18 protein-coding genes are annotated in these 21,204 nt (G+C 66.3%); 10 read left to right on the forward strand and 8 right to left on the reverse strand.

The window, feature by feature from the left end; genetic code table 11:
- Positions 1 to 67: 67 nt before the first annotated feature.
- Positions 68 to 1,141 carry a porin gene (locus HWX14_RS27245; protein WP_175885421.1) on the reverse strand — a complete coding sequence of 358 codons (1,074 nt, stop codon included), beginning with the start codon at positions 1,139 to 1,141 and terminating at the stop codon, positions 68 to 70.
- A 332-nt stretch (positions 1,142 to 1,473) separates the two neighbouring features.
- Here HWX14_RS27245 and HWX14_RS27250 point away from each other — a divergent pair, with 332 nt between their 5' ends.
- The 4 genes from HWX14_RS27250 (at position 1,474) to HWX14_RS27265 (ending at position 6,476) form a co-directional block, all read left to right on the forward strand.
- Positions 1,474 to 2,388, forward strand: coding sequence for a helix-turn-helix transcriptional regulator (locus HWX14_RS27250; RefSeq protein ID WP_085043334.1), 915 nt, complete (start codon positions 1,474 to 1,476; stop codon positions 2,386 to 2,388).
- A gap of 692 nt (positions 2,389 to 3,080) precedes the next feature.
- A complete protein-coding gene (rbsK, locus tag HWX14_RS27255) occupies positions 3,081 to 4,007 on the forward strand; it encodes a ribokinase (RefSeq protein WP_175885422.1) in 927 nt (308 codons plus the stop codon).
- A gap of 40 nt (positions 4,008 to 4,047) precedes the next feature.
- The gene (gene fucP, locus HWX14_RS27260; RefSeq protein ID WP_175885423.1) at positions 4,048 to 5,421 is read left to right on the forward strand and encodes an L-fucose:H+ symporter permease; all 1,374 of its coding nucleotides are present in this window, start codon (positions 4,048 to 4,050) and stop codon (positions 5,419 to 5,421) included.
- 2 nt (positions 5,422 to 5,423) lie between these two features.
- Positions 5,424 to 6,476: an aldose 1-epimerase family protein gene (locus HWX14_RS27265; RefSeq protein ID WP_175885424.1), complete on the forward strand. Its 1,053-nt coding sequence runs from the start codon at positions 5,424 to 5,426 to the stop codon at positions 6,474 to 6,476.
- 58 nt (positions 6,477 to 6,534) lie between these two features.
- Here the strand turns inward: HWX14_RS27265 and deoR are convergent, their stop codons facing one another.
- The gene (gene deoR / locus HWX14_RS27270) at positions 6,535 to 7,305 is read right to left on the reverse strand and encodes a DNA-binding transcriptional repressor DeoR (protein WP_124557405.1); all 771 of its coding nucleotides are present in this window, start codon (positions 7,303 to 7,305) and stop codon (positions 6,535 to 6,537) included.
- A 146-nt stretch (positions 7,306 to 7,451) separates the two neighbouring features.
- Between deoR and deoC the strand changes: the two genes are divergently transcribed.
- Both deoC and HWX14_RS27280 read left to right on the forward strand, forming a co-directional pair.
- Positions 7,452 to 8,132 (forward strand): deoxyribose-phosphate aldolase, encoded by a 681-nt coding sequence (gene deoC, locus HWX14_RS27275; protein WP_175885425.1) that lies wholly within the window; start codon positions 7,452 to 7,454, stop codon positions 8,130 to 8,132.
- 39 nt (positions 8,133 to 8,171) lie between these two features.
- The gene (locus HWX14_RS27280; RefSeq protein WP_244130352.1) at positions 8,172 to 8,327 is read left to right on the forward strand and encodes a hypothetical protein; all 156 of its coding nucleotides are present in this window, start codon (positions 8,172 to 8,174) and stop codon (positions 8,325 to 8,327) included.
- A gap of 294 nt (positions 8,328 to 8,621) precedes the next feature.
- Here the strand turns inward: HWX14_RS27280 and HWX14_RS27285 are convergent, their stop codons facing one another.
- Both HWX14_RS27285 and HWX14_RS27290 read right to left on the reverse strand, forming a co-directional pair.
- Positions 8,622 to 9,899 carry an ATP-binding protein gene (locus tag HWX14_RS27285; RefSeq protein WP_175885426.1) on the reverse strand — a complete coding sequence of 426 codons (1,278 nt, stop codon included), beginning with the start codon at positions 9,897 to 9,899 and terminating at the stop codon, positions 8,622 to 8,624.
- Positions 9,883 to 10,632, reverse strand: a complete 750-nt coding sequence (locus HWX14_RS27290; protein ID WP_175885427.1) for a response regulator — start codon at positions 10,630 to 10,632, stop codon at positions 9,883 to 9,885. Before HWX14_RS27290 ends, HWX14_RS27285 begins: the two co-directional genes overlap by 17 nt.
- Positions 10,633 to 10,957: 325 nt before the next feature.
- On the opposite strand from HWX14_RS27290, the gene HWX14_RS27295 reads away from it, so the two are divergent.
- From HWX14_RS27295 to HWX14_RS27305, 3 genes are read left to right on the forward strand one after another with little or no spacing between them, the layout of a single operon-like run.
- On the forward strand, positions 10,958 to 12,214 hold the full coding sequence (locus HWX14_RS27295) for an efflux RND transporter periplasmic adaptor subunit (protein WP_175885428.1): 1,257 nt from the start codon (positions 10,958 to 10,960) through the stop codon (positions 12,212 to 12,214).
- A gap of 12 nt (positions 12,215 to 12,226) precedes the next feature.
- The gene (locus tag HWX14_RS27300) at positions 12,227 to 15,424 is read left to right on the forward strand and encodes an efflux RND transporter permease subunit (RefSeq protein WP_175885429.1); all 3,198 of its coding nucleotides are present in this window, start codon (positions 12,227 to 12,229) and stop codon (positions 15,422 to 15,424) included.
- Positions 15,421 to 16,848 (forward strand): efflux transporter outer membrane subunit, encoded by a 1,428-nt coding sequence (locus tag HWX14_RS27305; RefSeq protein ID WP_175885430.1) that lies wholly within the window; start codon positions 15,421 to 15,423, stop codon positions 16,846 to 16,848. The genes HWX14_RS27300 and HWX14_RS27305 overlap by 4 nt, the downstream gene beginning before the upstream one ends.
- Positions 16,849 to 16,932: 84 nt before the next feature.
- Here the strand turns inward: HWX14_RS27305 and HWX14_RS27310 are convergent, their stop codons facing one another.
- Together HWX14_RS27310 and HWX14_RS27315 are read right to left on the reverse strand one after the other, a co-directional pair.
- A complete protein-coding gene (locus tag HWX14_RS27310; protein WP_175885431.1) occupies positions 16,933 to 17,418 on the reverse strand; it encodes an anthrone oxygenase family protein in 486 nt (161 codons plus the stop codon).
- Positions 17,415 to 18,245 carry an NmrA family transcriptional regulator gene (locus HWX14_RS27315; protein ID WP_175885432.1) on the reverse strand — a complete coding sequence of 277 codons (831 nt, stop codon included), beginning with the start codon at positions 18,243 to 18,245 and terminating at the stop codon, positions 17,415 to 17,417. The genes HWX14_RS27310 and HWX14_RS27315 overlap by 4 nt, the downstream gene beginning before the upstream one ends.
- 95 nt (positions 18,246 to 18,340) lie before the next feature.
- On the opposite strand from HWX14_RS27315, the gene HWX14_RS27320 reads away from it, so the two are divergent.
- Positions 18,341 to 19,006 (forward strand): TetR/AcrR family transcriptional regulator, encoded by a 666-nt coding sequence (locus HWX14_RS27320; protein WP_175885433.1) that lies wholly within the window; start codon positions 18,341 to 18,343, stop codon positions 19,004 to 19,006.
- Between the two features lie 71 nt (positions 19,007 to 19,077).
- On the opposite strand, the gene HWX14_RS27325 is transcribed toward HWX14_RS27320, so the two are convergent.
- Both HWX14_RS27325 and bktB read right to left on the reverse strand, forming a co-directional pair.
- Complete coding sequence (locus HWX14_RS27325; protein ID WP_175885434.1) at positions 19,078 to 19,932, reverse strand: 3-hydroxybutyryl-CoA dehydrogenase; 855 nt, start codon at positions 19,930 to 19,932, stop codon at positions 19,078 to 19,080.
- Between the two features lie 38 nt (positions 19,933 to 19,970).
- Entirely contained in the window at positions 19,971 to 21,164 is a 1,194-nt protein-coding gene (gene bktB, locus HWX14_RS27330; protein ID WP_175885435.1) for a beta-ketothiolase BktB, read from the reverse strand.
- Positions 21,165 to 21,204: the final 40 nt, after the last annotated feature.

Here is a 21,204-nt window from a genome sequence, read left to right on the forward strand (position 1 = left end):
CAAAAACGGAATGCAAGCGTCCGATGTGTCGGGGTAAACCGGGAAGCCCCGCATCGCGATGCCTGCGTCAGAAACGCGTGCGCAGGCCGGCGCCGTACGTGATGCCGGTCGACAGCCCGCCGACGTGATCGACCTTGATCGCCGAATAGAGGTCGGTGCGCTTCGACAGCAGATAGTCGTAGCCGAGCGCGCCGGTGCTGCGATGCGCGCCGTCGGCGAGCGCTCCGCTCGAATGCGTATACGCGTAGCTCGCCAGCAGCGAACCCACGCCGATCGGCACGCTGACGCCGGCCTGCAGCGTATCGCCGTGGAAGTTGCCGCGCTGCGCGCGGTTCGCGACGTTCATGTACTGCGCGAACAGCTTCACGACACGCCAGTCGTACGACGCGCCGACCTGCACCGTGCGCTGGCTCGACAGGCCCGGCGCCGCGGCGAGCGCGCCGTCGAGATCGCCGGGCGTCGCGCTGAAATTCACGTACTGGAAGACCGCGGCGGCCGCGAACGCGCCGCGCGCGTAGTTCGCGTTGACGCTCCATTTCTTCGCGCCGTTCCGGCCGGCCGTATTGCCGAGTGCATACAGCAGCCCCGCATTGAATCCGCCGAACGTCGAACTCGTATAGGCGAGCGCGTTGTTCCACGCCGAATCGCCGACCACGCCCTCGGCGCCCACGCCCTTGAACGTGTGGAAGATCATCGGCGAGAACGTGTACGAATTGAACAGCGGGTTGAACTGGATCGTCGCGAGATACAGCGGCGTCGTGATCCGGCCAAGACGAAGCTGGCCGAAGCGCGTCTGCAATCCCGCGTACGCATTGCGCGAAAACAGGCTGTCCCCGGCGTAGCGGCCGTACGCGCCGCTTTGCGGTTGAAAGTAGCTTTCGAGCACGAAGAACGCCTTGTTGCCGTTGCCGAGATCCTCGCTGCCGCCGAGCCCCCAGAACGACGTCGTCATCCCGCCGCCCGACTGCACGAGCGCCGTGCGCCCGCCGGGTTGCTTCACCGAACCGACGAAAGCGTCGGCAACGCCGTACAGCGTCACGCTCGACTGCGCGTGCGCGAGCGGCGCGATGCCAATGGCGCCTGCGGCGCCAGCCATCAGGAATCCTGCCCGAAACCGGACGCGCGGGGTGCGCAACGTCATGCTTTTCTCCTCCCGGCGCAATGGGCCGGCACGTGGCAATGTCTGGAAGGGGCGATGCCTCTGTCGCCGACAGCGTCTGCGCGCTCGCCGTTCGTCCAAATATTTAGACGGCATGGACGTGCACGGACACGGCCCGGTCGCAGGCCGTTACCGCGCACAGGACGAGCGCAAGCCGCGGGTGTGCGAACATCCGTTGTCGGCTACGTTAAAATACCCGATACAAAAAAATAGACAAACATCGATCTTCGCGATGCCTCCGGCAGGATGGCGGCGCGGCGCGGTCGCGCAACCCGGTGTCTGTCGATTTTTCACCCGCCACCTAGAGGTACTTCATGTCCACCGCCGGTTCCCGAAAAACGCGTCTGCGCGGCGCGCGCTTCGACTTCGACAGCATTGGCGAGCGCTTGCGCGCGTACCGGATGGCTGCCGAGTTGCGCAGCGAGGATGTCGCCGAGCGCCTGAACATCTCGCGCGCGGCGGTCTACAAGCTCGAACGTGGCGAGATCGTCAAGATCGATACGCTCGAGCGGCTCGCCGCGCTGTTCGGCGTGTCGCTCGCGAACCTGATGGGCGTCGAGGTCGAGTATCACGATTCGGCGATCAGCTATTTCGAGCGCATGCGGCAGATCGAGAGCCGCTCGCAGCGGATCTTCGCGCATTTCGACCCGTTCTCGTTCCTGCTGACCTCCGACGATTACGAAGGCTGGCTGCGCCAGATGCTCGAGGAAAGCATCCCGCCGTCGCTGACCGATGCCGCGTGGCGGCAGACGCTGTCGAAAGTGATGGCGATCCTCGCGGACCGGAAAGCCGCGTTCCGGCGCGCACCGCTGAACGTGACGAGCCTGATCGGGCTGCGCCAGATCGAGCAGTTCCTGCACCACGGCCTGGTCGGCCGCCTCGGGCTGCCGCCGGGCGTGCAGCTCGAGCGCAAACTCGCCGCGCGCCGGGAAGTGATGCGGATCGTCGGGATGCTCGAGGACGATGCGAAAGGCGTGCGTATCGGCATCGTCAGCGACAACCTGCCGAACGAGACCTTCCAGATCTTCGAGGACGACGACAGCGCGCATATCGCGGTATCGCCGTTCCGGCTCGGCGAGCTGCCGAACATTCGTACCGGCATCGCGACGATCACCACGTCGGCGGATGCCGTCGCGATGTACCGGAAGATGATCGACCGGCTGTGGACCGATTCCACGAAGGGGGCCGACGGGGCCCGGCTGCTCGTCGACCTGCTCGACCGGGCGTAGTGCGGCGTCGCATCGACCACGCGCGATCCCGGTTGACCCGCATCGCGCGCGTTGCTGCACTGCGCTTCCTTTTGCGCCGAATCAGGCCGGAGGAATGTCCGTGATCGACTTCTGAGTGCAACGACCCAGGTGCAGGTCATCGTCGCCACCGAGGCGACAAGGCACCCCTCCCGGACGCTCCTCCAAACCTCACCGCACCGCGGAGAATTCAGCGACCGGGCCCGTCGAGGCCCTCGTCTGCCACCGACCTAAATGTGCGCGCGCAACGGTATTGACGTTGAAGCCGCCGTGCGATCGGCGCCCCGTACAGCCGTGCCCCGCCATCGTCATCTGTCACTCTCGAAGAGCGTGCCGATGTCACGTCATTCAATCTGCTTGCATTGAGGCGATTCTCCCGCCGACTCCCAGCCCGCCTAACGCACCCGGAAAAATAAGAATTATCAATGCGTTACATCGCAGCGCTGGATAGCGAAACGCGAAGTACGGTCTTTTTTGCACATCTTCGCCCCGTTCTCCCCGGTACGCCGACAGCGGCACGGGAGCATCTCGTCCGCCTTCCCGCCAGCCAAAAAGTGACCCGCATAACATCATAGGATTGCATTTTCACATTTAATGTGATTTTATTATCACCAATCGCGGCCCATCGCCCCCCCACGCGCACGGCCGCCCCCCATACCAAGGAAGAGACCCAGATGGAGACAATCGCCGTCATCGGCAGCAACATGGTCGATCTCGTGACCTACGTCGCGCGCATGCCCGCCCGGGGCGAAACGCTCGAGGCGCCGAACTTCGAACTCGGCTGCGGCGGCAAGGGCGCGAACCAGGCCGTCGCGGCCGCGCGCCTCGGCGCGCGCGTCGTGATGGTCACGAAGGTCGGCGACGACGTGTTCGCCGACAACACGATCCGCAACTTCGAGCGCGAAGGGATCGACACCACGCACGTGCGCAAGGTCGCCGGCGTGCCGAGCGGCGTCGCGCCGATCTTCGTCGAACCCGATTCGAGCAACAGCATCCTGATCGTCAAGGGCGCGAACCGCCACTTGCAACCGGCCGACGTCGACGCGGCCGCGCCGATGCTCGCCGAATGCGCGCTGATCGTGCTGCAACTCGAGATCGAACTCGACACCGTCTATCACGCGATCGAATTCGGCGCGCGGCACGGCATTCCCGTGTTGCTGAACCCCGCGCCTGCCGTCGCCGACCTCGATTTCGAACGCATCCGTTCCGTCGAGTTCTTCGTGCCGAACGAAACCGAGCTCGCGATCGTGTCGGGCATGCCGGTCGATTCGCGCGAAAGCGCCGCGCGCGCCGCCGAAGCGCTGGTCGCGCGCGGGCTCAAGCATGTGCTCGTCACGCTCGGCAGCAACGGTTCGCTGCTAGTGTCGAGCGACGGCGTGCACCACGTGCCGGGCGTGCCGGTCGACGCGCGCGATACGACGGGCGCCGGCGACGCGTATATCGGCTGCTTCGCACGCTGCTACGCGGCGTCGCGCGACACCGTCGACGCGATGCGCTACGCGTCCGCGTACGCCGCGCATTCGGTCACAGGCCTCGGCACGCAGAAGTCGTACGCCGACGCCGCGACGTTCGAACGCTTCCTCCGCGACGCCGGCATCTGACCGGCGCCTTCATCGACGAGACATTGGGAAGGAGACACCCATGAGCCGAACCCGGATCGAACACGCCCCCGACGGCTATTACCTGAATCGCACGCCGCTCTTCGCGTTCACGCTGCTGTGCTGCCTGTTCGCGCTGTGGGGCACCGCCGCGAACCTGAACGACGTGCTGATCGCGCAGTTCAAGAAATCGTTCTTCCTGTCCGATTTCGAATCGGCGTTCGTGCAGTCCGCGTTCTATCTCGGCTACTTCTTCCTCGCGATTCCGGCCGCGACCGTCGTGAAAAAGTTCAACTACAAGACGACGATCCTCGTCGGCCTGCTGCTCTACACGACCGGCTGCCTGCTGTTCTTCCCGGCCGCGTCGATGGCGAAATACGGGATGTTCCTCGTCGCGCTGTTCGTGATCGCCGCCGGCCTGTCGTTCCTCGAAACGGCGTCGAACTCGTATTCGACGCTGATGGGCCCGCGCGACACCAGCACGCGGCGGTTGAACATCTCGCAGACGTTCTATCCGTTCGGCGCGATGGCCGGCGTCTACATGGGCAGCTTCCTGATCTTCAAGGAAGGCGACGCGTCGCATGCGCAGCTCGCGGCGATGTCGGCCGCCGACGCGCACACGCACCAGCTCGCGATGATCCAGGCCACGCTCGAACCGTACAAATGGCTGATCGTCGTGCTCGTCGCCGTGTTCATCGTGTTCGCGCTCACGCCGTACCCGGCGTGCAAGGGCAACGGTGCGAGTACGGTCACGCACCGGATCGACGCGCGCGGCACGCTCGCGCGCCTGTTCGGCAACCGGCGTTTCGTCGCGGGCGTGATCGCGCAGTTCCTGTATGTGGGCGCGCAGGTCGGCGTGTGGAGCTTCACGATCCGGCTCGCGATGCAGATCGGCGGCCTCACCGAGCGCGGCGCGTCGCGCTACCTGCTCGCGACGTTCTTCGCGTTCTTCGTCGGCAAGCTGGTCGCGACGCTCGTGATGAAACGCGTCGGCCCGGCCAAGGTGCTGATCGTCTACGGCATCCTGTGCATCGCGCTGCTCGCGTATACGATCAGCGTGCACAACATCACCGCCGTGTATGCGGCCGTGTGCGTGAGCATCTTCCTCGGCCCGTGCTGGCCGACGATCTATGGGCTGACGATCGACGGCCTCGGCAAGGACACCGAATACGGCGGCTCGATCCTCGTGATGAGCATCGTCGGCGGCGCGGTCGTGCCGCTGATCCAGGGGCTGATCTCCGATCACACCGGCGGCAACATGCAGCTCGCGTTCGTCGTGCCGCTCGTGTGCTTCGTCGTGATCGTCTACTACGGCTTCTACTGTCTGCGTCACCTGCCGGCTGCCACGCCCGACGCGGCGGCCGACGGTCATGCGGCCGCGCGCTACGCCGCGACGCGCAATACGTCGGGAGCCTGACCATGCGCGGCGAGATCGAACTGCGGCGCGACGACTTCCGCGAAGCGCCGCGCACGCTGTACCGCACCGATGGCCTCACCGTCACAGCGTTCGCGTATCCGTCCGGCGTCGAGGCGCTGAAGCTCGAAAACCGCCGCGGCCATCTCGTCGTGCTGCCGTATCTCGGCCAGATGATCTGGGCCGCCGAATTCGACGGCCGCGACCTGACGATGAAGCACATGTTTCGACAGCCGAAGCGCGCGGCGTCGATCATCGATACCTACGGCTGCTTCATGTTCCACAGCGGGCTGCTGCGCAACGGCTGCCCGGGGCCGGACGACACGCACGCGCTGCACGGCGAGATGCCGTGCGCGCCGATGGACCGCGCGAGCCTCGTCGTCGGCACGGATGCGCGCGGCGCGACGGTCGAGGTGACCGGCGAATACGAATACGTGCAGGGCTTCGGCAGCCATTACGTCGCGCGTCCGTCGGTGCGGCTGGCCGAGCACGATGCGCGGATGACGATCGCGATGGACGTGACGAATCTCGGCGGCGCGCCGATGGACCTGATGTACATGGCGCACCTGAACTACGCGTACGTGCCGGGCGGCCGCTTCGAGCAGTCGCTGCCGCGCGGCGGCATGCGGCTGCGCGACAGCGTGCCCGCGCACGTGAAGCCGACCGCCGCGTGGCGCGACTACACGGCCACGCTCGCGCGCGAACCGGCGCGGCTCGCGACGCTCGATGCGCCCGCGCTGTACGACCCCGAGATCGTGTTCTTCATGAACGGAGTTGAAACAGATGCCGACGGTGTCGCGCATTTCCGGCTCGCGCATCCGGACGGCGGCGCGTTCCACACCGCGTACCGCCCCGCGCAATTCCCGCATGCGACACGCTGGATCCTGCACAACGCGGATCAGCAAGTGGCTGCGTTCGCGCTGCCGTCGACCTGCGAGCCGGAGGGCTACGAAGCGGAACGCCGCAAGGGCCACGTGGCGGCGCTGGCGCCCGGCGCATCGCGCCGCTTCGAGGTCGTCACCGGCTACCTGAGCGCGGCGGAAGCGCGCGATGCCTGACGTGATGAAAAGCGCGACGAAACACGCGAGGCAACGCGCGCGGCACACCCGTGCCGCATCAGGTCACGAGCGCGATCCCGTGCTCGCGAATCGCCGTTTCGTAGCGGCGGCTCAGTTGCCCGTCGGAGATCACGTAGTTGAAATCGGTCAGTTCGGCGAAATAGGCCGCGCGCACTTCGTCGAACTTCGTGTGGTCGACCAGCAGGAAGCGGTTCTGCGCGCGCGCCATCACCTTCTTCTTCGCGTCGACTTCGTGGAAGTTGAAGCACGTGACGCCGCAGCGCTCGCTCACGCCGGCCGCCGAGATGAACGCCTTCGACACGCGCACCGAATCGAGGATGCCCGTTTCGGCGACCGATTCGAACACCATGTTCTGGCGGTGATATGCGCCGCCGCACAGGATCACGTTGCAATGCGGCTTCTGCTGCAGCTTCGCGAACACGTTCAGCGAATTGCAGACCGCCGTGAATTCGAGGTCGTCGGCAATGAAGTCGACGATGAACGGCGTGGTCGACCCGCAGTCGACGAAGATCGTGTCGCCGGTCGTCACGAACTGCGCGGCCAGCTTGCCGATGCGGCGCTTTTCCTCGGTCTGCCGGTTGTTCTCGGCGCTGATCAGGTATTCGCCGATATCGCTGCGCTGCGCGGCGAAATGGCGCGTCACGTAGCCGCCGATCAGGCTGAGGCCGTGCGGGTTGTCCGCGAGATCGCGGCGGATCGTCATTTCGGACACGCCGAACAGCTCGGCGACTTCCCTCAGATGAATCGCGTTCTGCCCTTGCAGCACGTTCATCAATGTCTTGATCCGTTCGCCCTTCTTTGTTTCCATGCCTGTATCCTGCGTGCCCGCCGCGTGAGTCGCCCGTCGTGCCGGGCGCGCGGGCCCGGCCGGAATGTCGTATTTGTAACAAACCGATGTGAAAACATCAACTTTCCGTGTGCCCTGTCCGCACACGATCCGTGGAGTCCTGACACATGCCGCTTTCCAACGCCCAACTCGCCCAAACCATCGATCACACGCTGCTCGCGCCCGACGCGAGCGACGCGCAGATCCGCGAACTCTGCCGTCAGGCGGCCGAGCATCGCTTTTACTCGGTCTGCGTGAATTCGGCGAACGTGCCGCTCGCCGCGCGCGAGCTGGCTGAAACCGGCGTGCTCGTCTGCGCCGTGGTCGGCTTTCCGCTCGGCGCGGGGCTATCCGCCGCGAAGGCATTCGAAGCCACCGCCGCGATCGCGGCAGGCGCCGGCGAGATCGACATGGTGATCAACATCGGCGCGCTCAAAAGCGGCCGCGCCGACGACGTGAAGGCCGACATCGACGCCGTGCATCGCGCCTGCGGCACGGTGCCGCTCAAGGTGATCCTCGAAACCGGGCTGCTGACCGACGATGAAAAGGTGCGCGTGTGCGAGATGTGCCGCGATCTCGGCGTCGCGTTCGTGAAGACGTCGACCGGGTTCGGCCACGGCGGCGCGACGCTTGCCGATGTCGCGCTGATGCGCGGCACGGTCGGGCCGACGCTCGGCGTGAAGGCATCGGGCGGCGTGCGCGACCGCGCGGCCGCGCTCGCGATGCTCGAAGCCGGCGCGACGCGGCTCGGGACCAGTTCGGGGGTGGCGATCGTCAGCGATCAGGCGGGCGGCGGATCGGGGTACTGACACGCGAACGGCCGGCCTTCGCGCATCGAGCGCTCCCGGGTGTCCCAGAGCCTGCGTGGGTACTGGCCGCACCTTCGACGCGAACTGCACACGTTCGATTTCCGCAATCCGCTCGAGTGGCAGCTCGCGGGCGGCAGGATCGCGCGTCGGCTGAACGTGCCGCGGCAGCAGATGCGCGAACCCGAGCCGGAATGAATCGTGGCGGGACCGGTGGAGAGCTGCCACCTGTCCCGTACGCGTGCGTTACGCGTGAAGACCGGCCGGCTGGACCCATCGCACGAGCGGCACCATGCGTGCGGCGCCCGGCAAATGCGCGCGGTTCGGCCAAAGACACTGCCCGCCTCTTTCGCGCATGCGACAACCCCGGCACAATACCGCCCACGCGCTACGACAGCGCCTTCGTCTACCCGTCAACCGGACTCATGGCTATTTGCGTCGTGCCGCCCTTCACGGCGCATGCAAACGGGTGACGACACCGCGCGCGGCGCTTCATTGCGCGGCGCTGTGCTTCGGAAACCTCATCGCTATGACAAGCCCGCCGTCGGCCGCGTTGGAAATCTGCAGCGTGCCGCCGTGATGGCGAACGAGGCGGTGAACGATGGCCAGGCCCAAGCCGCTGTGCGAGGTGCCGCCGCGAGCGGGATCGAGCCGGACAAACGGACGCAGCACGCGATCCAGATCGGGCTCGGATACGCCGGGCCCGTGGTCCCGCACCACGAGTTCGTAGTGCTCGCCATGCGCTCGCGTGGCGATCTCCACGGGCGGCTCGCCGTAGGTCAGCGCATTTTCGACGAGGTTCGAGAGCGTGCGGTCGATATCGACCGTGGGCAGCATGAAGCCGGGCCCCGCGTGAAGATCGAGCGTGACGAGCGCATCCAGGTGCGCTTCGCCGCTCGGACCCGGCGCGCCGGCGTAATCGCGACGACAATACGTGTCCACGCTGATCTGCGGCGAACCTTCGGGGATCTCGCGCGCAAAGTCGAGAAACTGCGTGATGACACGCGACATCGATTCGGTATCGCGCAAGAAACCCTCGCGATCGCCACGGTCGGTCAGCAGGTCAGCCCGCACCTGCATGCGTGTGATCGGTGTGCGCAGGTCGTGCGCGATACTCGCCAGCATCACGGCGCGCTCGCGCTCGGCCACGGCCAGCTCGCCCGTCATGTCGTCAAAGTCGCCGATCAGCTCACGCAATTCGCGCGGCCCGCGCTTGCGCACGATGTTCAGATGGCGACCGGTGCGATATTCGCGCGCGGCTGCGGCAAGATCGCGAATGGGGCGATTCAGTTGCCAGGCAAGCACGACGGCAACCGCGACGGCGAACACCAGCGTCAACGCCAGCATCCCGGTGAAACGGCTCAGCGGCACCTCGGCTTGCGGCAGCACGATGCCACGCGTGCTGCCTGCTTGAAGCACGCGCAGCGTGCCGTCGTCGTCCATTGCCACGTGGGTGCCCGGCGGCAGCACGTGCCGCAATTGCCGTTCGACGGGCCCGTTCGTGTCGCCGCGAAAGCGCTGCGCATCGGCGGCCGGCAGTTGCTTCAGGTCCACGAACGAAATACCGAGGATGTCCGCCACGGACCGCTCACCGCCGCTGTCCTGGCCGCCCATGCTGGCGGCAGCCTCCACTACGCGCGAAATATGGAAGGCGGCGAGGCTCGCGCGGGTTCGCTCGATCAACAGCAGCGACGTGAGGTGAACCAGCACGAGCAGGCCCACCGTGGTGACGACGAGCCGGCCGAACATCGTATCAAGTGGATTCTTCATCGGCCGGGTTGTCGGGAATGAACATGTAGCCGATCCCGCGCACGGTTTGCAGCCGCCGGGGATTGGACGGATCGTCCTCGATCAGGCGGCGCAGGCGCCATACCGGCACGTCGATGCCGCGCTCAGTCACTTCGGCATCCGGACCGTGGAGCAGTTCGATGAGCCGCGTGCGAGATAGCGTTTCCATGGGGTGCGAGGCCAGCACCTCGAGCAGCGCATACTCGCCGCCAGTGAGCTTCACGGGTGTGCCTTCGCACAGCAGCGTGCGCGTCGAGAAATCCAGTTCGAAACGGCCGAACCGGCAAGGTGCGCGCTTCTCCCGCACCGCCGTGGTTCGCGGTGGCCCCTGGCGGCGCAGCACTGCCTGGATGCGCGCGAGCAGTTCCTGCGGCATGAACGGCTTGCCCAGATAGTCGTCCGCCCCGAGTTCGAGCCCCAGCACGCGGTCCACGCCTTCGGCGCGCGCGGTCAGCATGATGACGGGAATCGTGTCGCCGCTCGCGCGCAGTTGCTTGAGTGCGGTGAGGCCATCCACGCCCGGCATCATGAGGTCCAGCACGATGATGGCCGGCCGCTCGCGCTCCAGCCGCCGCACGAGATTCGTTGCATCGTGAAGAACGGAGAACTCGATGCCGCGCTGCTGGAAGAACTTGCGCAGCAGGTCGCGCAGTTCCGCATCGTCGTCGACGAGCAGGACTTGCGGGGCGGTGTCGGGGATGGAAGGTGGGTGCATTTCGGGTACTCAGGGCGGCGTGAGGACGGAATGATGGTAGCCCGGATGCGATCTGACTGGCTTTCGGAATATTACTGTGATTTGCGATCGCTAACGGAACCGGTACGAGGGCCGGGCCGCGAGGGTATTTCGTATGCCGAAGTCCCGATGCCCTTTCCCCTGTCCGGTCACGTCACTGGACAGTAAGTTTCCGTAAGCACAAAAAAATGCGCCATCGGTAGCGTTACGCCTTGTCCAGCACCGGTGCCGCCGAGGTACCCCTGAAGCGTCCGGTGCCGTCCCGTTCTCGCATCGCGCGACATCGCGATGTCCAAACAGGTCAAAGATGAAGACGCCAATCCTCCCGAACCACGCGCACCACCACATGACGTGCAGGCCATGCCGGCTGTTTGCCGCACTCTCGATACTTGCGATAGTCGGAACCGCCGGCTGCAACAGGCAAACCGGCGCACCGCCCGGCGGCTTCGCCTCGCAGACCGCACAGGTGGGCGTGCTCTCGCTCGCGCCGCAGCACATCGTCGAAACCACCGAACTCTCCGGCCGCCTTTCCTCGCAGAAGGTCTCCGACGTGCGACCGCAGGTGAGCGGAATCATCCTCAAGCGCCTGTTCGTGGAAGGCGGCGACGTGAAGGCGGGCCAGGTGCTCTACCAGATCGATCCGGCCACCTACCAGGCTGCCTACGACCAGGCGCGTGGCACGCTCGAAAACGCCCGCGCCACGCTGGCCTCGGCGAAGACGAAAGCGGACCGCTACACCGAACTCGTGAAGATCAACGCCGTGAGCAAGCAGGACTACGACGATGCCGTCGCTGCGGTTCGCGAAGACGCCGCGAGCGTCACGGCCGACGAGGCAGCGCTCGAATCCGCGCGCGTGAACCTCGAATACACGCGCGTGCGTGCGCCCATTTCGGGGCGCATCGGCGCATCGACCGTGACGGAAGGCGCGCTCGTCACCTCGAACCAGACCACCGCGCTCGCCACCATCCAGGCGTTCGACCAGATGTACCTCGACGTCACGCGCCCGAGCATGGAATGGCTGAGGCTTCGCAAGGCCTTCGCTTCCGGGCGCCTGAAGAAGACGGGCAGCGACAGCGCCGCCGTCACGCTCGTGATGGAAGACGGCACCGAATACGCCCACCCCGGCGCGCTGCAGTTCTCCGGCGTCACGGTGGACGCCACCACGGGTTCGGTCACGTTGCGCAGCACGTTCCCGAACCCCGAACGCGAATTGCTGCCGGGCATGTTCGTGCGCGCCCGCCTGGAAGAAGGCGAGAACGACAACGCGATACTCGTGCCGCAGATGGCCGTGACGCGCGCGTCGGACGGCAAGGCGAGCGTCTACGTCGTGGATGCGGCCGGCAACGCGCAGCAGGTGCAAGTCACGGCCGACAACGCATTCCGCGACCAATGGATCGTGACGTCCGGTCTGCACGCCCGCGACCGCGTGATCGTGAGCGGCCTGCAGAGCGTGCATGCGGGCGCGCCGGTCAAGGTGGCGGCCGATACGCCGCAGACGCAGGCGGACGCGGCATCCGCGGCACCCGCGACAGACACGGCCTCGACCGTGTCGGCACAGCGCTGAACGGAGAACGGCATGGCAGAGTTCTTCATCAAGCGTCCCATTCTCGCGTGGGTCATGGCCATCGTCATCATGCTGGTGGGCGCGGCGGCGGTCACGAGTCTTCCCGTCGCGCAGTACCCCACCATCGCGCCACCCTCGGTGCAGGTGACGGCCACTTACCCCGGCGCCTCCGCCGACACCGTCGCTGCAACCGTGACCCAGGTGATCGAGCAGAAGCTGAGCGGCATCGACAACGTGCTGTACATGTCGTCCACGAGCAGTTCCGCCGGGCAGGCCACCATCACGCTGACGTTCAATCCCGGAACGAATCCCGACATCGCGCAGGTGCAGGTGCAGAACAAGGTGACGCAGGCCACGCCTACCCTGCCCCAAACGGTGCAGGAGCAAGGTGTGCAGGTAGCGAAGGCGTCGACGAGCTTCCTCATGATCGTCGCGCTCTCGTCGCCGGGCGGCACCTGGAATTCGGTGGATCTCGGCAACATCATCGCGACCCGGATCGAAGATCCGCTCGCGCAGTTGAACGGCGTGGGCGACGTGACGCTGTTCGGCGCGCAGCACGCCATGCGCATCTGGCTCGACCCGGTGAAGCTGCACAGCTTCGGACTCGCGCCCTCCGACGTGACCACGGCCATCACGAACCAGAACGTCGAGCTTTCCACGGGGCAGGTCGGCGGCTCGCCGGCAACGGATTCGCAGGCCATCAACGCGACCATCCGCTCGTCGAGTCTGCTGACGACCGCTGACCAGTTCGCCAGCATCCTGCTGCGCGTGAACAGCGACGGCTCGCGCGTGCTGCTGAAGGACGTGGCGCGCGTGGAGGTGGGCGGCGACAGCTACGACACGTCGTCGCGTCTGAACGGCAAGCCGGCCTCCGCGCTCGCCATCAAGCTCGCCACTGGCGCCAACGCGCTGGACGCAGCCAACGCGGTGCGCGCGAAGCTCGCCGAAATCCAGCTGCAATTGCCGAAGGACGTCGCGATCAGTTACCCGTACGACACCACGCCGTTCGTTCGCATCTCGATCGAAGAGGTCGTGAAGACGCTGTTCGAAGCGGTCGTACTGGTCTTCCTCGTGATGTACCTGTTCCTGCAGAACGTGCGCGCCACGCTGATTCCCACCATCGTGGTGCCCGTCGCGCTGCTCGGCACGTTCGGTGTGATGTCGATGATCGGTTTTTCGATCAACGTGCTCTCGATGTTCGCGATGGTGCTCGCCATCGGCCTGCTCGTGGACGACGCCATCGTGGTGGTGGAAAACGTCGAGCGCATCATGAGCGAGGAGAAGCTCGGCCCGAAGGAAGCCACGCACAAGGCGATGGGGCAGATTACCGGCGCCCTGGTCGGCGTGACCACCGTGCTCACCGCCGTCTTCATTCCGATGGCGTTCTTCGCGGGCTCCACGGGCGCGATCTACCGGCAGTTCTCCATCACCATCGTCTCGGCGATGCTGCTGTCGGTCATGCTCGCGCTCACGCTCACGCCGGCGCTGTGCGCCACGCTGCTCAAGCGCGCCGACGTGGAGCACCACGAAAAGCGCGGCTTCTTCGGCTGGTTCAACCGGTGGTTCGCCAGGAGCAATGCGGGCTACAGTTCCTCGCTCGCACGCGTGGTCGCGCGGCCCGCGCGTTACGTGCTTCTCTACGGTGTGATCGCCGGCGTCGTGGCGTTGCTCTACGTCACGTTGCCCTCCTCGTTCCTGCCTGACGAAGACCAGGGCTACTTCATCGTGTCGATCAGCGCGCCCGCGGGCACGCCAGCCTCGCGTACGCTGAAGACGGTGGAGGCCGTGGAGCAGTACGTGCTGAAAGACGAGCCGGGCGTCAAGCAGGTCATCGCCATCAACGGCTTCAGCTTCAACGGCCAGGGGCAGAACAACGCCATCGCGTTCGTGACGCTCAAGGACTGGAGCCTGCGCGGTTCGCGCGACAGCGCGCCGGCCATCATCGCGCGCGCCAACCAGCATTTCGCCGGGAATCGCGACGCGCGCATCTTCGTGCTGAATCCGCCCGCCATTCAGGAACTGGGTACGCAAAGCGGTCTCGACTTCGAGATAGAAGACCGCGGCGGCGCAGGCCACGACAAGCTGCTCGCGGTGCGCAACCAGTTTCTCGGCATGGCGTCGAAGGAACCGACGCTCGCGATGGTGCGCCCGTCCGGCCTTGAAGACACGCCGCAGTTGCAGGTGGACATCGACCGCGAAAAAGCCAACGCGCTGGGGCTTTCCATCTCCGACGTCAACGACACGCTGCAGACCGCGTTCGGTTCGTCCTACGTGAACAACTACATCGACACGGGGCGCGTGCAGAAAGTCTACGTGCAGTCGGACGCGCCGTATCGCATGATGCCTGCCGACCTTGGCGACTGGTATGTGAAGGCAAGCAGCAACGCATCGAGTTCGTCGTCTTCATCGTCTTCGAGCACCACCACGAGTACGACAGGCTACGACGCCACGATGGTGCCCTTCTCGTCGTTCGCAAAGAGCCACTGGACGTTCGGGCCGCCGCAGATCGAGCGCTACAACCGGCAGCTCGCCATGGGCGTTTCGGCCGCCACGCGGCCCGGCGTGAGCACCGGCGATGCCATGAACGCGGTCGAGCAGCTCGCGCACAAACTGCCGCCCGGCTTCGCTCTGGAATGGACAGGACAATCCTATCAAGAGAAGCAGGCCGGCTCCCAGGCCACGACGCTCTATGCGATCTCGCTCGTCGTCGTGTTCCTGTGCCTTGCGGGTCTCTACGAAAGCTGGTCGATTCCGCTTGCGGTGCTGCTCGTCGTGCCGCTCGGTGTGCTGGGCGCGTTACTTGCCGCTCATGGGCGCGGACTTTCGAACGACATCTACTTCAAGGTGGGGCTGCTGGCCACCATCGGGCTTTCCACGAAGAACGCCATTTTGATCGTCGAGTTCGCGAAGGATCTGCAGGCGCAGGGGCACAGCCTCGTGGACGCCGTACTCGAAGCCGCCCACATGCGGCTGCGCCCCATTCTCATGACCTCGCTCGCGTTCGTGTTCGGCGTGCTGCCGCTCGTCATCAGTACGGGTGCCGGCGCCGGCGCACGCCACGCCATCGGCACGGGCGTGACGGGCGGCATGATCGCGGCCACGGTGCTCGCCATCTTCTTCGTACCGGTCTTCTTCGTCGTGGTGCGCAGGCTGTTCAAGGAACACGGTCACACCACGGACTCCGCCGACATCATCGAGGGCAACGCATGAAACGCACATTGATCGCCCTTCTTTGCGCGGGCGCGCTGGCAGGCTGCACGCTGGACCCGATGTACCAAAGGCCCGCCGCACCGGTCGATAACACGTGGTCCACCGTGCCCGCGCAGGCGCAGCCGAAGGCCGCGCAGAGCACCGCCGCGGTGCCGCCGGGAGCCGATCTCGGCTGGCGCGACTTCTTCAAGGATCCGCGACTGCAAAAGCTGATCGGACTCGCGCTCGCGAACAACCGCGATATGCGCGTGGCCGCGCTCAACGTGGCGCAGTACGAAGCGCAGTACCGCATTGCGCGCGCCAACGTCGGACCGGCCATCAACGCATCCGGCTCGGTCACGCGCGAACGCGTGGAAGGCTCCACGAGCGCATACAGTTCGAGCAGCGCGAGCGTGGGCCTCACGTCGTGGGAAATCGACTTCTTCGGCCGCCTGCGCAGCCTGAAGCGCCAGGCGCTCGAGCAGTACCTCGCCACGGACGCCGCGCGCACCAGCACGCAGATCAGCCTGATCGCGACCGTCGCCACCGACTATCTGCAACTGCTCTCCGACGAGGCTTCGTTGCAGATCACGCGGAACACCGTGGATGCGGACCAGCACACCTACGACCTCACGGTGAACAAGCTGAAGATGGGCAGCGCGTCGCTGCAGGACGTGCGCCAGGCCGAAAACTCGCTGGCGAGCGCGCGGTCGAGTCTCGCCTCGTACACGCGTGCGGTCGCACAGGACCGCAACAACCTGGTGGCCGAAATCGGCGCGCCGCTGCCCGACGATCTGCCGCAAGGCCCTTCGCTGATGGAAAGCGAGAACACGTTCGCGGACATCGGCGAAGGCGTGCCGTCGGATCTGCTCGCGCGCCGGCCCGACATCGTCGAAGCCGAGCACACGCTGAAGGCCGCCAACGCCAACATCGGCGCGGCGCGCGCCGCGTTCTTTCCGAAGATCGAGCTGACGGCTTCCGCGGGCACCACGAGCGGCAGCCTCTCGAACCTCTTCAAGGCGGGCACGGGCGCGTGGACATTTGCGCCGTCCATCTCGGTGCCTCTCTTCGACTTCGGCTACAACCGCGCCACGCTGGACGTGGCGAAAGTCGAAAAGGACATCGACATCGCCAACTACGAAAAGGCCATCCAGACGGCGTTCAAGGAAGTGTCGAATGCGCTCGCCGGACGCACCACGTATGTCACCCAGGTGGCCGCGGACCGTGACTACGTGAACTCGGCGCAGCAGTACTACGATCTCGCGCAGGCACGCTACCGCAGCGGTACCGACAGCTTCCTGACCCTGCTCGACGCGCAGCGGACGCTCTACGCCGCGCAGCAGCAACTGGTCACGGACATGCTCGCCAAGCAGTCCAACCTCATCACGCTGTACAAGGTGCTGGGCGGCGGCTGGTGGGAGACGGGCACGGTGGCGCAGCGGTAACCGCTGTACGCCCGTGAACGACGTGTATTCACCAATCGCGGGCGTCTTGCTATCGATGAGCGGCACTTCGTCGTAGCGACGGCGCTACCGCGCCGCGATCCCCGCAATGAAGCACACGCTTGCAGCCGCCGACGCCACCGTGCGCACGTGATTCCACTTCGTCCAGTCGTGCACGTAGCGCGCCCACAGTGCCGCGCCTTGCACGCTCGCCGGATCGGCCGCGGCGAGCGCATCGTTGAGCGGTACGTTGACGGCCATCGTCACCGCGAACATGCCGAACACATAGAGCACGCCGCCCGCGACCGCCGCCATCGCGCCCGGCTGGTCGCGATTGAACAATGCGATCACGACAAGCGCGAGCGCCGTCAGCGTCGTGCCGAGGAACAGCGGCATGAACGGCGAACGCACGATGTCGACGTTGATCGCGTTCATCGCGGCCGCGCCGGCCGGCGGCGCGAGCCGGCCGAGCGACGTCATCACGAACGTCGAGAACGCGAAGTACACGCCGGCCATCAACCCGCAGCCGACGGCCGAACCCCACAGCAACGCGGAAGTCACGAACGCGATCATGATCGGGCGCTCCATACGCCGGTGGCGGCTGTTGCACGCGCATAGTCGGCGAAATCGCGCGCCGGCCGCCCGAGCGTCTCTTCGATGCCATACGCCACCGCGCTGTTGCGTCCGTCGAGCACCCCGTCGAACAGGTCGTCGAGCAGCACGACGACCGGCTCCGGCACACCGACCTCGCGCAAGCCCGCGACGAACGCATCGCGCGGAATCTCGCGATAGGCGATCGGTCGCCCGGCGGCCCGCGCGATTTCACCGACCGCTTCGGCAAATGTAAGCGCCCGCGGCCCCGTGACCTCGATCACGCGGTTCGCGAACCGCGCATCGGTGAGCGCGGCCACGGCTACATCGGCGATGTCGTCCGCATCGACGAACGGCTCGCGCACCGCGCCGGCCGGCAGCGCAACTTCGCCGGCCAGCACGCCGTCGAGCAGATAGCCTTCGGAGAAATTCTGGTTGAACCAGCTTGCCCGCACGACACCCCAGCCCACGCCCGACGCCTGCAACACGGCCTCGGCCGCCTGCGCACGCGGCTCGCCGCGCCCGGACAGCAGCACCACGCGCTCGACGCCGCTGTCCCGCGCGAGCCGCGCGAATCCGGCAATCGCGTCCACCGCCCCTTCGACGGCCAGGTCGGGCTGGTAGGTCACATAGGCGGCCGACACGCCGTCGAGCGCGGCGCACCAGGTCGCGGGCGCCGTCCAGTCGAAGCGGACGGCCGACGTGCGCGACACCGGCCGCGTCGCGACGCCGCGCGCGCGCAGCCGGGCATCGACGCGGGCGCCCGTCTTGCCCGAACCGCCGACGATGAGGATGGGAAGTGCCGACATGTGCGTCTCCTTTTGTCAAAAACACGAGAATGTCTCGTATTTCAAAAACACGATAGACTCTCGCATTAGCAACGTCAAGTTTTTCGGGAGACGGCATGGGCCGACAAAAATCGGGGCGGGACGACGAGCCCGACGCGGCGGCAGCGGACGCGCCGGCACGCGCGCGGCTGGTGCCGACGCAACAGCGCAGCCGCGAGCGGTTCGAGCGCATCCTCGCGTGCGCGTCGGAAGTGATGATCGAGAAAGGCTGCGACGCGTTCCGGATGAGCGACATCGTCGAACGCACGGGCATCTCGTTCGGTTCGCTGTATCAGTACTTTCCGGACAAGGCCGCGGTGATCGGCACGCTCGCGGAGCGCTACAACGCAGCCGGGCACGACTGCGTGCGGCGCGATCTCGCCACGATGAAGACGCTCGACGATCTGCACGGCACGCTCGCGCGCATCACGGACAGCTACTACCGGATGTTCGTCGACGAGCCGCTGATGCGCGACATCTGGCGCGCGACGCAGGCCGATCGCGCGCTGCAGGAACTGGACCGCGCGGATGGCGCGTTCCTGGCCGGGATGTTCGCGGATGCGTTGGCGCAAGTCGCGCCCGACACGACCCGCGCGCAGCGCAGCGCATTCGCCGAGCTGATGATGATCCAGATCGCGGCGGCCGTCCGCCATGCGATCACGCTGCCGCCGAAGGCGGCGCGGCAGATTCTCGCGATGTTCAAGCGTGCGCTGCCGCGCGACCTGTCGGTACTCGACGCGTAATCGCGCCGTGCGCGCCGCACAAAGCACGCGGCCGCCCGAAGGCGGCCGCGCGAAGTGGCATGAATCGCCGCTTACTTGCTGTAGTCGTACACCCCACGCCCGGTCTTGCGCCCGAGCCTGCCTGCCGACACCATCTCGCGCAGCAGCGGGCACGCGCGATACTTCGGATCGCCGAAGTCCTTCACGAACACGTCCATCACCGCGAGGCACACGTCGAGGCCCACGAGGTCGGCCAGCGCGAGCGGCCCGATCGGGTGGTTCGCGCCGAGCTTCATCCCCGCGTCGATCTCCTCGGCCGACGCGATCCCTTCGGCCAGCACGAAGAACGCTTCGTTGATCATCGGCACCAGGATCCGGTTCACGACGAAGCCCGGCGAATTGCGCACGCCGATCGGCGACTTGTCGAAACGCTCGGTCAACTCACGCACGGCCGACGCGGTCGCGTCGCTCGTCTGCAGCCCGCGGATGATCTCGACGAGCGGCATCAGCGGCACCGGGTTGAAGAAGTGCATGCCGAGAAAACGCGACGGATCGGCGAGCGGCGCCGCGAGCGCGGTGATCGAGATCGACGACGTGTTGGTCGCGATGATCGCGTCCGCGCGCGCGACGGCCTCGATCTGCTTCAGGATGCGGCCCTTCAGCTCGACGTTCTCGGTCGCGGCTTCGATCACGATGTCGACGGCGGCGAGCTTCGCGTAGTCGGTCGACGTCGTGATGCGCGCGAGCGCCGCATCGCGTGCGGCCGCGTCGAGCTTGTCCTTCGACACGAGCCGCTCGAGGCTGCCCTTCAGCGTCGCGAGGCCCTTGTCGAGCGCGGCGTCGCTGACGTCGATCATCACGACGTTCAGTCCTGCAACGGCGGCGGTTTGCGCAATGCCGTTACCCATGGTTCCGGCGCCCACGACGCCGACGGTTTCGATGGCCATGACGATTCCTGTGTATTCGGATGCTGAGCGGTCGATTATCAGATGTTCTCGAAGATCGCCGCAATCCCCTGGCCGCCGCCGATACACATCGTCACGAGCGCGTAACGCCCGCCGATGCGCTTCAGCTCGTACAGCGCCTTCACCGTGATCAGCGCGCCGGTCGCGCCGATCGGGTGACCGAGCGAGATGCCCGAGCCGTTCGGGTTGACCTTCGCGGGATCGAGGCCCAGCTCCTGCGTGACCGCGCAGGCCTGTGCGGCGAACGCTTCGTTGGCTTCGATCACGTCGAGATCGGTGATCTTCAGGCCCGCACGCTCGAGCGCCTTCTGCGTGGCCGGCACCGGGCCGATGCCCATGTATGCCGGATCGACGCCCGCATGCGCATACGCGACGAGGCGGGCAAGCGGCTTCACGCCCTGCGCGCGCGCGGCGTCCGCGCTCATCATCAGCACGGCCGCGGCCGCATCGTTGATGCCCGATGCGTTGCCGGCCGTCACGGTGCCGTTCTCCTTCACGAACACCGGCTTGAGCTTCGTGAAATCGTCGGAGCCGGCGTCGTGCCGCACGTGCTCGTCGGTGTCGAACGCGACTTCGCCCTTCTTCGTGCGGATCGAGATCGGCAGGATCTGGTCCTTGAAGCGGCCTTCGGCGATCGCGCGCGCCGCGCGACGATGCGATTCGAGCGCCAGCGCATCCTGCGCTTCACGCGAGATGCCGTATTTCTTCGCGACGTTCTCGGCCGTCACGCCCATGTGGATCGTCTGGAACGGGTCGTGCAGCGCGCCGAGCATCATGTCGACGAGCTTCGCGTCGCCCATGCGCTGGCCGAAACGCGCGGACGGCACGCTGAACGGCGCACGGCTCATGTTCTCCGAGCCGCCGCCGATCGCGACGTCGGCATCGCCGAGCATGATCGTCTGCGCGGCCGACACGATCGCCTGCAGGCCCGAGCCGCACAGGCGGTTCACGGTCAGCGCCGGCGTGTGCTGCGCGACGCCGCCGTTGATCGCCGCGACGCGTGCGAGATACATGTCCTTCGGCTCGGTGTTCACGACGTGGCCGAACACGACATGGCCGACCGCATCGCCCGGCACGTTCGCTCGCGACAGCACTTCGGCGACCACCTTCGCACCGAGGTCGGTCGGCGAGAAATCCTTCAGGCTGCCGCCGAAATCACCGATCGCGGTACGGACACCGCTCACCACCACGACTTCCTTCGCTGCATTGCTCATCGTCTTACTCCGGTTCGTTCGCGCCCGCGGGCGCGGGGAT

It is taken from the genome of Burkholderia sp. BCC0044, assembly GCF_902832955.1.
Classification (GTDB): Bacteria; Pseudomonadota; Gammaproteobacteria; order Burkholderiales; family Burkholderiaceae; genus Burkholderia.